Below are 12,996 nucleotides of genomic sequence, written 5' to 3' on the forward strand. Positions count from 1 at the left end.
TCAGCCTCCCATCTTTTCAAGGCTGGCGAGATCGGGAAGTTCGAAAATCGAAAAATCTGCCGCCCGGGCAGGTGCCGCCGTGCGCAGGCCGGCGCGCAGCTTGGCCGAACGGGCCCGCGGATTGATCTCTGCCTCCTCGTCGCTTGCAGCGACCATCGGCTTGCCGATATTTTCGAAAATGGCGGGCTTGTCCTCCACCATCGGCAGATGGCGGGAACCCGCCGCCTTTCCGGAACGTTCGGAGAAGAATTTCTTGACGATGCGGTCTTCGAGCGAATGGAACGTGACGACAACCAGCCGGCCGCCGGGCTTCAAAGCCCGCTCGGCTGCAAACAGCGCCTGCGCCAATTCGCCGAGTTCGTCATTGACGAAAACGCGCAGCGCCTGAAACACCCGTGTTGCGGGATGGATCTTGTCTTTAGCCTTGCGCGGCGTAACGATTTCAATGAGGCCCGCCAGATCACGCGTGGTGCGGAAGGGCTCTTCCGCCCTCCTCTTTTCAATGGCGCGGGCGATGCGGCCCGGCTGCTTTTCCTCGCCAAGAAAACCGAAGATGCGGATGAGATCGCCGACCTTGGCGCGATTGACGACATCCGCCGCCGAAACGCCGGAGCTCGACATGCGCATGTCTAGAGGACCGTTCTTCTGGAAGGAAAAACCGCGCTCGGCCTCGTCTATCTGCATGGAGGAAACGCCGATATCGAGAACCACGCCGTCAAGACCGCCTTCAGGCGCGTGCCTTGCCAGATCGGAAAATTGCGATTGAATGAGGGTAAGCCTGCCGCCATTTGCAGCAACCATGGCCTGGCCGCCGGCGATCGCGTTCGGATCGCGGTCAAGCGCGATGACATTGGCACCTTGATCGAGAATTGCCTGGGTGTAGCCGCCGGCGCCAAAAGTGCCATCGAGGATGACCTTACCGGATGCGGGTTCGAGCGCAGCGATCACTTCGCGAAGTAGGACCGGGATGTGACGCTGAGGTCCCTCACCGGCATCAGAAGATCGCCCGCCAGAATTCGCCGCCATTCCGTGTCCCCGTCCTATGCGGGGCGTGCAGCCGAAAAACCGCGCCCCGCTCTTGCTGCCGCCTGCGCCGCCAAAAACGCCTGCGGTTGCCAAAGCTGAAAATGATCCGCTCGTCCAACGAAGGTGACATCCGTGGATATGCCGGTAAATTCCCGGACGAAATCCGTCACCATCAACCGACCTTCCTGATCGAGCTTCATGAAAACGCCGCCGCCGTGTACCAGCAGCGACATTGCGTTCGCCTCCGGCGAGAAGGCATCCATGGACGCGATCTGCCGCTCGTAGCGCTCCAGCAAATCCGGACCGCCGACACTGATTGCCGGAAACGCGAAATCCTGAAGACAATAAAGCTCCTGAATCCCACGCTGCGCCAGCACCGAACGAAACGGAGACGGAACCGAAACGCGCCCCTTGGCGTCGATCCTGTTCGTTACGTTCGATAAAAAGCGGTCCATTACTCAACTCGCCAAAACCGCATTCCGCAAAGCGAATCATCCGCCCCACAGACAACACCGGTACGCACGACACATCGCCAAGCGTCAGGGCGACATGCCCTGCAGCAGCCCGTTGCAGGCTCCTCACTCGTTTCAGCGATTGCGGGTCAAAAACACGACCCAGTGTGGTGTGCATTTGGGATACCATGGGACACTATGGGCGTCAATGGGAGAAGCCGGCACGATACCGACTCCGCATCGGAAATTCATAAGCCGTTAAGTTTAACGAATGGTTTACTTCGCGAACTCATGTGCCAGCGGAAACAAATAAAACTTGGGTCGATATGCCCATTTTTTGTTTGCGAAACAGACACTTGGCGACCTTCTCCGAACACGCGCCACTTAAATCGCAAAAGGCGCTCTGATGCTGCCGCGGGAATGCCAGCTTGGTTGGCGTTACGGCTATCTGTGTGATTTAGCGATAGACCAGTTGCAGAGGTTCGATTTGACGCCGAAGCAATGCGCATGTTGCGCTCAGCCAGAACCGTCACTCTCAACAAACAACAACGCCGCGACGCTTGACTTTTTAAACTTTCAATTGATTTTGATTTCTGAAGTTGTGTTTTTCATTGTGAGACAATAATGCCGAATTACGTGGCAGGCTTACCTGCCTTCTTAAGTTATTTTCTGATCGGCCTGCTCTGCCTGGCAACCTTTTCCGCTATTTACACCCGCCTTACTCCCCACCGCGAGGGGGAGTTGATCAAGGCCGGCAACTTTGCCGCCGTCGTCGCTTTTTTGGGGGCACTGATCGGCTTCAGCCTGCCGCTCGCCTCGGCGGCGGCTAATTCCGTCAGCCTCCCCGACTATATCGTCTGGGCAGTGATCGGCCTGCTGGTACAGGTTCTCGCATTCTACATCGCCAAACTCTCCATGACCGACCTGCACCTGAAAATCACCGAGGATAACGTTGCGGCCGGGCTCTGGAGCGGCGGCATCGCTGTGGTCATCGGGATTTTAAACGCCGCCTGCATGGCCTATTGAGGAACAGACATGTATTTGGACGTGACAGAACACCCGCGTCTCGCCCTCGGTACGATTGCCGCAATAGGCCTTTTTATGGCTTTTTCATCGGAGGAAGAGGTTCTTTATACCTCAGTTGAAAAATGCGTTGCCTCCGGTGTCTATCCCAAGGCTTGCCAAGCGGCATCCGAAGACGCCGGCCAACATCATCTCGCCACTGCACCTAAATTTCTCAATATGGTCGCATGTGAAATGGAATACGGCGCGGGAAACTGCTTTGAGCTGAAACAAAATCTCAATTCCACTAACCCCACCGGCATAGGTGTCTTCACACCCTCACCCGCCGGTTTTGTTATGCCTCGGTCCATCGAGAACTTTGCCGACTACAGCAACTATCGCCGCAGGCAGAAAAACAGCGAGTCGGGTTCCAACGGTGCGATGTCGGCCTATCGAAAACGCAACGGCGACCTCGTCATACCGGATGTGACGGCCAGTGAACAGGACCAAGGCGGCGGGGGAATCACGTCAGGAGGAGGCGCGCTAGCGAATGACGTGAAGACGTCCAACGCCAAAACGAACGTCAAGGGCCGTGGTGGATTCGGCGGCCACTCCTTTTCAGGAAGCTGACATGCGCCGCATCACAGTCCCGCCGCGCCCGGATTGGCGCGAGAAAGCCAATGCTGTCGGTTTCTCCTTCCATGAAATGCATGGCGAGCCTTACTGGGTGGACGATGCAGCCTATTGCTTTGGACTGGCTGAAATCGAGCGCGACATCGAAGAACCGAGCCAGATCCTGCACGACATGTGCATGGATCTTGTCGCCGACATCGTACACAGTGAGGAGGCTTTAACCCGTCTTGCCATCCCCCGCGATCACCATGATGTCATTCGAAATTCTTGGCGGCGGTGCGACCGCCACCTGTATGGCCGCTTCGATCTTGCCTATGACGGGCATGGCCCTGCAAAGCTGCTGGAATACAACGCCGACACGCCCACTTCCGTATTCGAAACGGCATATTTCCAATATAACTGGCTGACCGATCAGGTCGCCCTTGGAACGCTCCCGCCGCAAACCGACCAGTTCAACTCGGTTCAGGAAGCCTTGATTGAGGCCTTCGGGCAATTCTCGCGAGACAGGATTTTCCATTTCGCGGCGGTGAGCGACAACGCCGAGGATTGCGGTACGACGATTTATCTCATGGACTGCGCCATTCAGGCGGGCCACCGTGCCCAATTCCTCGATATCAGAGACATCGGCATCGATGCGTGCGGGCGTTATGCTGACCTTCAAAGTCGCGTCATCGAACGCTGCTTCAAGCTTTATCCCTGGGAATACATGTTACGAGAATCCTTTGCCACGCATCTGCCTGCACAAGGCGATATTTTCATCGAGCCGGCCTGGAAAGCCGTGCTGTCGAACAAAGGCCTGCTGCCTTTGCTCTGGCAGCGGCATCCCAATCACCCGAATCTGCTCCCGAGTTTCTTCCCGGACGATCCTGAAATATATGAATTGCAGGATTACGTGGTGAAGCCGCTTCTTTCGCGTGAAGGCGAAAATGTCAGCCTTTATCGAAACCGACGCGAAATTTTATCGGCCCCCGGCAATTATGGCCAAGAGGGGTACGTTTTTCAGGCCTACGCACCATTGTTCAAGAGCGATTTCGGATACGCCGTGTTAGGAAGCTGGATCGTCGCCGATCGGCCCTGCGGGCTTGGGATTCGCGAGGACGCGTCACCTATCACCGCAAATCTCTCCCGCTACGTTCCCCATATCATCGAGGGCTGATCGCCACCGAAAAAAGCGGCAGGAAAATCGCCAGTTGGCCTGTAAGCCGGGTTCTGTATGGCCCCGGTTTGACCCGGAACGTGGCAGCCATTCATCTGGGACGGCATTTGCATGCCGCCTCTCGCAACCCACCCGGATGACGGGCCCGGAAACCGGCTGTAGACGAAGGCTTTCGCCCGCGCCCCGTGTCATCCCTATTCGGTCTTGCTCCCGGTGGGGTTTACCTTGCCACCACTGTCACCAGCGGCGCGGTGGGCTCTTACCCCACCCTTTCACCCTTACCATGCCAGGCATGGCGGTTTGCTCTCTGTGGCACTTTCCCTGGGGTCGCCCCCGCCGGACGTTATCCGGCACCGTATTTCCGTGGAGCCCGGACTTTCCTCACCTTACCGTCTTTCGACATTGGTAAAGCGCGGCTGCCCAGCCAACTGGCATGGCGTCAATACCCATGTTCTTTGGCGAAAGCCACAGAAAAGCGTAACGGAAGATCAAAGAAATGCAGGCTTGAAATCCGTTGCATAGGCGTCGTTGCCAATTTTTCCATCCCGCATCAACAGGGCGCCTAACCGCCCGATCTCGTCGGAACTCTTGGCCGCCGTACCGTTGCCGCCAGTCAGAACCGCAATGCGCGGTGACGTCGTAAAGCCGATGGCCGGATAACCGCCCGGCGTTTTGGACACCACGCAGGCGGCCATGGAAATGCGCGACCGGTCGATGGATGGCACCAAGGTCCCGACGATGGCGGAGAGATGGTCGCGAACGCTTTCGCGCCCGCCGGAACGGAACCATGCGCGAATTTCGGGATCGCTATCGAGCTTCTTATCATCGGGATCGCCGCCTATTTTCAGATAGAACCTGCCATCGGGATAACGGACGGGCGGCAGGAGATAGATATGTTTCGTCGTGTCGCGCGGCTCGTAAATCAGCGACGGCATGCCCGCATATTGTCCCAGCTCCGCCTCGTCTACCTCGAAGAAGGCGACGGTGCGCGCATAGACATTGAGAGCGACGGGCTGCGGCAACAAATCCTTCGTGATCGAGAAGCCACCCGCAGCGACCAGCACCCGGTCTGCCGTATAAACCGCACCCGAGGCCGTCTCGACGCGTGCACGGCCAGCCTCTTCCCGCGTCGAGACGACTATATCGTCGATCAGCGTAACGCCGGCTTTGTCTGCCAGAACGCTCTGCGCCTTCACCAGCGCGCGCGGATTGACGTAACCGGCATTGTCCTTTTCGAACACGCCCTCGCAGCCCGGCTCGAAGGAGAAATAGGGAAAGGCGCTTTTTAGACCTGCGTCGTCAAGCGTTTCCGTGGAAACCCGCAGACGCGCCGCTGCCTCACAGACATTGTCGACAAAGGGATTGTCGCCACCGCGTTCAGCCCCAACCATCAGGCAGCCGACGGGAGCGTAAAATTCCACGCCGCTCCGTGACGCGATGTCGGTGTAGCGCGCGATCGAGCGGTTAGCGAGTAGCGCCCAGTCCGCATCGCCATCAATGGTGCGGGTAATGCGCGCCTCATCATAATGGCTGGCGAAAACACCCGGATGTGACTTGATGTCGGCAGGTTCACCGGGGCCGATCAGGGCCACACCTTCGGTGTTTTCCGCCAGATGGCGGGCGGCGGCAGCACCCATCATGCCACGACCGACAACGATATATTTGAAATGTCCCGACATTCCGCCCTCTTCGCCTCAACCCGCTCTAGTACAGCTGCGATTTTGTAGCCGCTTCGCTGCTGAATGTCAGATAAAAACCGGCGACATTTCGGCGGCAAAATCACTCTCGGTCAGCTGGCCATCCAGAAGCAGCACCGCGCCTAGCCTCCCGATTTCGTCGGAAGACTTGGCGGAAACGAAATTGCCACCGGTCAGAACCGCGATATTGGAAGATTGCGTATAGCCGATATATGGATAGCCGCTACGGGTAATGGATGCGACGCAGGAACCAGAGGTCACGGGGCAGCCCGCAAGTTCCGGCATGAGCGATAGCGCCCGTTTCGTCAGGAATTCCACTTCGCCCGGCGTGCCGTCGGAATGAAACCAGCCGACTGCTTCGGCCAGCGTTTCCAGCCTGCCCTTTTCGCTCTCACCGCCGATCTTCAGATAGACCTTGCCGTGGGGGTAACGCACAGGCGGCAGAATATAGACGATATCGTCCTCGGTCTCCGCCAGTACGATGGTCGAGGGCATAGAGCTGAAGAGGGCCTGCCTTGCTTCGTCGAGTTCGAAAAACACGATGGTGCGGCCCGTTGCCGCCATATCGACCGGGGAAGGCAGAAGATCAGCCATGTTGGTGAAACCGCCAGCGGCCACTATGACCTTTTCGGCCGTGTGTACGGCCCCTTCCCTGGTGCAAACTTCCACACCTTGGGAGGTATCGTGAACATGCACCGCCGTCTCGCGGATCAGTCGCGCGCCCTGCGCAGTAGCAATAGTGGATTGCGCCCTCACAAGCGCACGCGGATTGACGTGGCCGGCATTGTGCGCCTCGAAGTAACCGTCGTGATCCGACGGCAGGGAAAACATCGGGAACCGGGGAGCCAGCGCATCGCTGCCAATCGTTTCCACGCAAAGACCGAGACGGTCGGTCGAGACCAAGGCTCGCGAAACGTAGTCTCCGGCAAGCCCCTTGCCGTTTCCGGTAAACAGGCAGCCCGCTTCGGTGAAGAAACGGATGCCGCTTTTTGCTTCGATCTCGGCATAGCGCCGGATGGAGCGTTGCGCCAGCTCCGCCCAGACGGGATCGCCATCGAAACCACGGGTGATGCGCGCCTCGTCATAGTGACTTGAAAACACACCGTTATGGGTCTTGCGATCGACGGGTTCATCCGGCCCGATCAGCGCCACGCCATCCGTTTGCGCCGAAAGGTGCCTCGCTGCCGCCGCACCCATCATTCCGGCACCGACCACGATATATTTGAAATCCGGCATGTCATGCTCCGCATCAGGTTTGCTCCTGACTACAGCATGCACGCATAAACCGGAATCGATTTTCGTGACGTCCGAAACAGGCCGCGCAAGAGCGTGCAGCGGTTTTGCAATAACGAGATGCGATAAAACAAGGACTTAAAGCTTATCGCCAATCTGAAACATCACGACACGCTTGAGCAAAGGACCTCAGCTGGCCAGAAGCGCCTGGACCTTGCCGCAATAACGCTTGGACACCGGGTTCATGCGGGTGGCGCCATGGCCGGCATTGTAACGCAGGATCGTGCTGCAAACCTCACCGCCGCCAAGCTGGTGGGCGGTTGCCAGATATTGCATGCCCCAGCGAATATTGGTCTCGGGGTCGAAGAGGGCTTTGGTCGTGCCGCGAAAGCCCATCATGCGCGCCGTTGCCGGCTTGATCTGCATCAGCCCGACCTCGCCTGCGCTGCCGCGAGCCCTAGGGTTGAACTTGCTTTCTACAGAAACGACGGCATGGGCCAGATTGGTGGGGACGCCGTAACGCTTGGCATATTTGACGATCAGATCGGAATAGTCGTTCTTGAGCGACGAAGGCAGGCTCTTTTCGGGAACGGGATAACCGGGCGTACGGAAGAAGGTCCCCAGCGTCACGGTTTTGGTCTTGACGTCCTCGTCTTTGGCAAAAGCAATCCCCGCCTGCGAAACGAGCATAGCAACGCCCGCTGCGACAGCAACAAAAACTCTGTTCATCTGTTGAAATAGTCTCCAGATCGGATAACCGGAACAATGAAACGATAAAAACGTCCAGCGCGCGGAAAGTCGATTACGACCTTCTACCGTCCAGTCTCCTTGATTGATATTGACGGCAAGCTCCCCTGAAGAACAGCACCGCGTCCACTGCGGCTCTTAGACTTCCTCAATGCGGATTAACTGTGGCACAACAAAAAAATCGACTTGCGTGACAGGGAAACGGGGAAGGCTTTTCCAGAAACGGCGTTCAAACGGCCGAAAATTTCGGAAGGCTGGCAATCAGCCGATGCAGCGTGTCGATCGTGGAAAAATCCGCGATACCATCCACCAGCGCCGGGCGGAAATGCCGCTGAAAGGCGGCCACGGCACCTTCTGTTTTTTCGCAATATGCGCCTGTTATTTCAACGCCATATCCATAAATGGATAGCATGGACTGGAGCGCTTCCACCGGCTGACCGTGATCGCCGCGCTGAAAAAAACGTCCGCCGCGGATCGGCGCTGGCTCCACCCAATGACCGACACCGTGCCGCGACAGGATGTCCCATGGGAATTTTTCACCCGGATCAACCTTGCGGATCGGCGCCACATCGGAATGCGCAAGCACCCTTTCAGGGGCGATAGACCACCGCTGGCCGCAATCGCGACACAATTCGATGACGGCAGCTACCTGTTTTTCCGGAAATTCCGGCAGGCCGCCCGGATGGCCCTGATTGGCGATTTCAATCCCGATGGAGCGGGAATTGATGTCCGCCTCCCCCGCCCAGCTGCTTTTGCCCGCATGCCAGGCGCGGCGTGTTTCCGCAACAAGCTGCATGACACGCCCGTCTTCAAAAACGAAATAGTGGCTGGAGACCTGGCTTTCGGGATTGCAGAGCCACGAAAGGGCGCCATCGGCGGTCGTCATGCCGGTATAGTGCAGGAGAATGATATCCGGGCCCGCCACGCCCTGTCTTTCGCCATGGTTGGGAGAAGGCGCAATGGTTGCGCCCCCGAAATCCGGGTTGAAATCCGGCAGAAATTCACTCATGCGACGCGGCGTTCTTTCTCGATGGCCTCATAGGCGGCATTGAGGGCCGCCATACGCTCATTCGCGGCAGCGTGCAATTCCATCGGCACACCGCGCGCGATGAGCTTGTCCGGGTGGTGCTCGGCAACCAGTGAACGGTAACGCTTGCGGATATCCAGAAAGTCGTCCGAGGGCGAAACGCCAAGCACACGATAGGGATCGCGCCCATCCATATGAACGTGGCGTGCCATGATCGTTTCGAAATGATCTTCGGTAATATGGAAGATTTCCGCGATACGGCCGAGGAACGCCAGTTCCCGCTCGTGGATCAAGCCGTCTGCCTTGGCGATGTGGAACAGGCCATCGATGACGCTTTCCAGCATCTCGCAATTGTCATGGCCTGAGCCGCAAAGACCGGCAAGACGCTCGGCATAGGCCTCGTATCCCGCAACGTCCTGGCGTGCGAGATTATAAAGGCGGGCAACGTTTCTGGCTTCTTCTTCAGGAAAATCGAAAATCTGCCGGAAGGCGCGCACTTCGGCATCGTTCACGACACCATCGGCCTTTGCCATCTTTGCCGACAGCGCGATAATGGCCACGGAAAAAGAAACCTTGCGGCGGGTCTCCGGATCTCCCTCGAAAAGGGTCCGGATCGCCTCTACCACGCGACCGAGCGTGCTGCCTGCCGCGTCACCGATCGCGCCGAGCAGCCGTTCCCACAGGGATGAAATATGCAAACAGGCGAAATCGAACATCATGACGCCAAGCATGACGGCATATCGCCGTGAATGCAATATGCGCGGCGCCGCTGCGGCATTAACTTTTATTCATTTTTGCGACAGTTTTTCTTCAGGAGCAAGGGGGCGGCAAATGTAGGGGGGTGTTACCTTCTGGACGAGAGCTATCCGGCCAATAAAACCCACAACTGCCGACGAAATAAGGGAATTCCGGCGTCATGCCTCTAACGGCGTCGGGCGGGAATATGAAAGTCACCTATCAAAAGTGCAGATAAATCGCGCATCCTTCTGGACAGATTCGCGCATTCTTCTCGCATTGTTCTGCCAACGGCGCTGACAAGAACAACATTTTGAAAAAAAAGAAGAAAAAACGATGGCAGCGGTTGGAAGAGCCAAATTGCCCACCGTCAATTTCAAAAATTCGGATCAGACGGCAAAGCATTCGCCGCACTCTAAGTGGGACGAAACGACCCACTTAGACGCATTGCGTCCCACTTAGCCTAGATCGTTGATTTGAATTAATAATTTTTCGCGGGGGGTTAATCGACACCACTTTTCAAGTGGGACGCGCCAAATTTCGAAACTCCGCGTTAGAAAATCTCTAGTCGAATGAGAGATTAGCTCTATTTAGACGTAAGTACGAAAGAAGCTCCGACGCCTGCCTAAAGCCATCAAGAGACAACTGGTGCTCAAATTTATAATCCGGCCCCATCTGATCAGTTCGGATTGTTATAGTCTTAGCTTGGGATATGTCGCGGAAGGGTTGGGCAAGCGCGCACCCTTTTCTGTCTGTCTTCTGTGCAGGCAGCTTATCGAAGCGGATCATTCCGGACACCGGTGTGAAATCGCTGAAATTCAAGCAAATTACCGAAGAGCTTCCTGCGTCGAGGGGGGAGAACGATATTTTCATTCCACCTATCAACATCAAGTGGCAGTAGGTTTTATCATCCATTGAATCGACGGAACAAGAGACACCCCACGTTTGCTGCCCTGCAATCAGCTTCGCTCCGTTTCGGGAAATCGAGTACTGGTATCCTTCTGACGTTTTGCCTTGTCGCTCTGAGTAAACATTACCGCTTCGCTCGGTCACTACGAGCTGCTCACCTTTAAACCAGCCGTCCAACACTAGACGCTCTGATTTGACCGTTAGTCCTTGAGCGGCAACGCATCCTGTCCCAAGCGCAAGTGCCAGAGAGCAAAACAAGGCCTTTCTAAACATTGATATCTCCACAAAAGGACGCGGCCTTAATCCTCTATGATTGGTGGCCAATAAAAATGACGCGACCTACAACCACCAAATCCTCCACGCGATCGGCATCGAAGGTTTCGACGGGATAATGGCCATCGACATTGTCGGATGCCAGCTCAAGTTTGCCGTCCATCCGCCACTTTGCGCGCTTCACCAAAACGGCGTTGCCAACAGCGAAAACGTATATCCGTCCATGATCAACGACGGTTTGGCTTGAATCGACAATTAGTAGCGCGCTGTCATGGATTGTCGGAAACATGCTGTCGCCGGTTGACCACATCATGAAGCAGAAGTCTGGGGCACCGCCGAGACTTCGCAAAAAACTGCGCTCAAAGGCTGTTTGTGAAACCGGCATTTCGTTGATGGGGATAAGCCCCCGCCCCGCCGACGCTCTCACATCATACTGGGGCAAGTTGACGAAATCAGCCTTTTGAAGCGTGGCGGGCAATACGCCTTCACCTTTGCTTTCGGCAAGATGCTGAGCAGCGTGATACAGGAAAGAACCTGAGCCGCTCGCCGGATCAAGGATCAACGAATCTACCCGAGGCGCGACGCCAATAGCGTCGTTTGGCGTAAACATCTGGCCTTCGCCGGTAATCAGCCAATCCAGAAAAACAGAAAATCTCTGTTTATAGAGCTGAAGAAAATCGAGGTCGGGGATCGAATCACCTCGCTCGTAACCGCCTAACGTTTCAGGATGCACTCCCAAAACATCAGCAAAAGGCTTGCGGCTTGGATAACCAACCGCCTGCCTGACGCTCGTAAGTCTTTGACCCAACGGGGTTTTAGCGATCGCTGTTCTAGCCATGTGCAAAACAGACAAACCCTGTTTTCAAAACAGAGAATCTCTGCTAATACTCCTATCAGCGAACCGCTTATGCGCTTCGCACTTGTACCTAAACGTTCCCAAAAAAGCGGGCGCTGCAACGCCCGCTTTCTCAGCGGAGAAAAACCATGAGCAAACACAAGCCAGTTATGGACTGGCAGGCCATAAAGGCCGAAGTCCATCGAAGAGGAATGACGCTAACTGAACTCGCAGTTAGAAATGGATTTCATCGCTCCCTGCTACGGAAACTGAACACCACAACTCACTACAACGGACAGGCCGCGCTTGCCGCCTTCATTGACCAGAAGCCCGAAAACCTCTGGCCGACTCGTTACCCGAAGAAAAGCTCCGGCATATTGGATAGCGCAAAATGGCCACCGTTAGAAAGTCAAAAATCTAACGCCTCTGCTGGCATGATGGTGGCGGCATGAACAGCATGTTGTCAAACTCCCGTCGCTCCGCTGACAGTGAAATCATTCCATTCTTCCACGACTTGCCTGCACCTGCCATCAAGCCCGCCGCCCGTCTTTGGGATGAGGCGCAGTCCGTCAGCTACAACGGCCAGACAGCCTATCAGGACTTTGCGCAGGACTTGCATTTCCTTCATATCGAGCCGCCACCGCGCTCGATTGTGAAGCGCTGGATTGCAGGTGTTCAGGCGAACCTTATTCCCCGCCCAGGTGGAGAAATTTCGGCTTTGGGAAAAGTCGTCCCGCAGCAGAAGTCGTCTGCGCATCCGGTGGCAAAAGGTGAAGAGGAGCGTCAGGCCCGCCGTGTGACCGCGCAGGAAAGGCTTGCCGCCGCTCTGCCGGAATTTCCGGTGAAGCCAGTGCCGTCGAAGGGGGCCAAGCTGCATGTCGCCGCTGTCGATGCGCTCCTTCCGTCTTCAGATGGAGTTACCTTTCAGCGCCCGCTAGTCGCCGCCGAAATCGATCCGGAGACACGCCGCATCAACGTGGTTGGCATTGTTGCCGAACCCGACCGCGCTGGCTCGTCCAATGAGTTCGAAGCGTTCGCCGCAAAACTGTTTGAGACGACGCTTGCCGAGATCAAACGCGATGCCGAGGCCAAGGCGGCAAAGCTGGTTGCCAGCCGCTTGCGCGAAATCGCGGACAGGTACGACGCTTCCGCCGCCTGATCTTCCTTCTTTCATTGCGCCGATCCGGTTCTTGCGTCCGGCGCGATCCAGCGGAGCCGCCGTACCGCCTCCAGCAGGCGGCTCCGCATCGAAAATCCCGATATTTCAGGTT

General features: G+C 56.6%; 14 protein-coding genes and 1 other RNA gene. 5 read left to right on the top strand and 10 right to left on the bottom strand.

The annotated features are described in order from the left end of the window. A complete protein-coding gene (gene rsmH, locus AC1DCP_RS23885) occupies window positions 1-1,026 on the bottom strand; it encodes a 16S rRNA (cytosine(1402)-N(4))-methyltransferase RsmH (RefSeq protein WP_013636514.1) in 1,026 nt (341 codons plus the stop codon). 14 nt (window positions 1,027-1,040) lie between these two features. Next, the gene (gene mraZ / locus AC1DCP_RS23890) at window positions 1,041-1,481 is read right to left on the bottom strand and encodes a division/cell wall cluster transcriptional repressor MraZ (RefSeq protein ID WP_003513235.1); all 441 of its coding nucleotides are present in this window, start codon (window positions 1,479-1,481) and stop codon (window positions 1,041-1,043) included. Between the two features lie 621 nt (window positions 1,482-2,102). Between mraZ and AC1DCP_RS23895 the strand changes: the two genes are divergently transcribed. From AC1DCP_RS23895 to AC1DCP_RS23905, 3 genes are read left to right on the top strand one after another with little or no spacing between them, the layout of a single operon-like run. Then, complete coding sequence (locus AC1DCP_RS23895; RefSeq protein WP_003513245.1) at window positions 2,103-2,504, top strand: DUF350 domain-containing protein; 402 nt, start codon at window positions 2,103-2,105, stop codon at window positions 2,502-2,504. A gap of 9 nt (window positions 2,505-2,513) precedes the next feature. Next, the gene (locus AC1DCP_RS23900) at window positions 2,514-3,110 is read left to right on the top strand and encodes a DUF1190 domain-containing protein (protein WP_003513247.1); all 597 of its coding nucleotides are present in this window, start codon (window positions 2,514-2,516) and stop codon (window positions 3,108-3,110) included. 1 nt (window position 3,111) lies between these two features. Further along, window positions 3,112-4,269, top strand: coding sequence for a glutathionylspermidine synthase family protein (locus AC1DCP_RS23905; RefSeq protein WP_038491630.1), 1,158 nt, complete (start codon window positions 3,112-3,114; stop codon window positions 4,267-4,269). A gap of 26 nt (window positions 4,270-4,295) precedes the next feature. On the opposite strand, the gene rnpB is transcribed toward AC1DCP_RS23905, so the two are convergent. The 8 genes from rnpB to AC1DCP_RS23945 all read right to left on the bottom strand — a co-directional run bounded on the left by rnpB (window position 4,296) and on the right by AC1DCP_RS23945 (window position 11,728). Then, window positions 4,296-4,701: RNase P RNA component class A (rnpB, locus tag AC1DCP_RS23910), an RNA gene on the bottom strand. 56 nt (window positions 4,702-4,757) lie between these two features. Next, a complete protein-coding gene (locus AC1DCP_RS23915) occupies window positions 4,758-5,948 on the bottom strand; it encodes an NAD(P)/FAD-dependent oxidoreductase (RefSeq protein ID WP_065687182.1) in 1,191 nt (396 codons plus the stop codon). Window positions 5,949-6,014: 66 nt separating this feature from the next. Then, window positions 6,015-7,202, bottom strand: coding sequence for an NAD(P)/FAD-dependent oxidoreductase (locus AC1DCP_RS23920; RefSeq protein WP_065687181.1), 1,188 nt, complete (start codon window positions 7,200-7,202; stop codon window positions 6,015-6,017). Between the two features lie 186 nt (window positions 7,203-7,388). Beyond that, a complete protein-coding gene (locus AC1DCP_RS23925; RefSeq protein ID WP_003513258.1) occupies window positions 7,389-7,928 on the bottom strand; it encodes a lytic transglycosylase domain-containing protein in 540 nt (179 codons plus the stop codon). Between the two features lie 247 nt (window positions 7,929-8,175). Beyond that, a complete protein-coding gene (locus AC1DCP_RS23930; RefSeq protein WP_038491639.1) occupies window positions 8,176-8,955 on the bottom strand; it encodes an N-acetylmuramoyl-L-alanine amidase in 780 nt (259 codons plus the stop codon). After that, window positions 8,952-9,692: a J domain-containing protein gene (locus AC1DCP_RS23935; protein WP_013636520.1), complete on the bottom strand. Its 741-nt coding sequence runs from the start codon at window positions 9,690-9,692 to the stop codon at window positions 8,952-8,954. Before AC1DCP_RS23935 ends, AC1DCP_RS23930 begins: the two co-directional genes overlap by 4 nt. A gap of 580 nt (window positions 9,693-10,272) precedes the next feature. Then, the gene (locus AC1DCP_RS23940) at window positions 10,273-10,890 is read right to left on the bottom strand and encodes a hypothetical protein (RefSeq protein WP_476774691.1); all 618 of its coding nucleotides are present in this window, start codon (window positions 10,888-10,890) and stop codon (window positions 10,273-10,275) included. A 34-nt stretch (window positions 10,891-10,924) separates the two neighbouring features. Further along, window positions 10,925-11,728 carry an XRE family transcriptional regulator gene (locus AC1DCP_RS23945; protein ID WP_476774692.1) on the bottom strand — a complete coding sequence of 268 codons (804 nt, stop codon included), beginning with the start codon at window positions 11,726-11,728 and terminating at the stop codon, window positions 10,925-10,927. Window positions 11,729-11,874: 146 nt separating this feature from the next. On the opposite strand from AC1DCP_RS23945, the gene AC1DCP_RS23950 reads away from it, so the two are divergent. Further along, entirely contained in the window at window positions 11,875-12,177 is a 303-nt protein-coding gene (locus AC1DCP_RS23950; protein WP_174065499.1) for a helix-turn-helix domain-containing protein, read from the top strand. Beyond that, a complete protein-coding gene (locus AC1DCP_RS23955) occupies window positions 12,174-12,884 on the top strand; it encodes a hypothetical protein (RefSeq protein WP_476774693.1) in 711 nt (236 codons plus the stop codon). The genes AC1DCP_RS23950 and AC1DCP_RS23955 overlap by 4 nt, the downstream gene beginning before the upstream one ends. The last annotated feature ends 112 nt before the right edge of the window (window positions 12,885-12,996 follow it).

It is taken from the genome of Agrobacterium sp. 10T429 (assembly GCF_056393925.1).

Coding starts and splice junctions, on each gene's coding strand:
- rsmH (WP_013636514.1), bottom strand. CDS start 1,026: ATGGCGGCGAATTCTGGCGGGCGATCTTCTGATGCCGGTGAGGGACCT.
- mraZ (WP_003513235.1), bottom strand. CDS start 1,481: ATGGACCGCTTTTTATCGAACGTAACGAACAGGATCGACGCCAAGGGG.
- AC1DCP_RS23895 (WP_003513245.1), top strand. CDS start 2,103: ATGCCGAATTACGTGGCAGGCTTACCTGCCTTCTTAAGTTATTTTCTG.
- AC1DCP_RS23900 (WP_003513247.1), top strand. CDS start 2,514: ATGTATTTGGACGTGACAGAACACCCGCGTCTCGCCCTCGGTACGATT.
- AC1DCP_RS23905 (WP_038491630.1), top strand. CDS start 3,112: ATGCGCCGCATCACAGTCCCGCCGCGCCCGGATTGGCGCGAGAAAGCC.
- AC1DCP_RS23915 (WP_065687182.1), bottom strand. CDS start 5,948: ATGTCGGGACATTTCAAATATATCGTTGTCGGTCGTGGCATGATGGGT.
- AC1DCP_RS23920 (WP_065687181.1), bottom strand. CDS start 7,202: ATGCCGGATTTCAAATATATCGTGGTCGGTGCCGGAATGATGGGTGCG.
- AC1DCP_RS23925 (WP_003513258.1), bottom strand. CDS start 7,928: ATGAACAGAGTTTTTGTTGCTGTCGCAGCGGGCGTTGCTATGCTCGTT.
- AC1DCP_RS23930 (WP_038491639.1), bottom strand. CDS start 8,955: ATGAGTGAATTTCTGCCGGATTTCAACCCGGATTTCGGGGGCGCAACC.
- AC1DCP_RS23935 (WP_013636520.1), bottom strand. CDS start 9,692: ATGATGTTCGATTTCGCCTGTTTGCATATTTCATCCCTGTGGGAACGG.
- AC1DCP_RS23940 (WP_476774691.1), bottom strand. CDS start 10,890: ATGTTTAGAAAGGCCTTGTTTTGCTCTCTGGCACTTGCGCTTGGGACA.
- AC1DCP_RS23945 (WP_476774692.1), bottom strand. CDS start 11,728: ATGGCTAGAACAGCGATCGCTAAAACCCCGTTGGGTCAAAGACTTACG.
- AC1DCP_RS23950 (WP_174065499.1), top strand. CDS start 11,875: ATGAGCAAACACAAGCCAGTTATGGACTGGCAGGCCATAAAGGCCGAA.
- AC1DCP_RS23955 (WP_476774693.1), top strand. CDS start 12,174: ATGAACAGCATGTTGTCAAACTCCCGTCGCTCCGCTGACAGTGAAATC.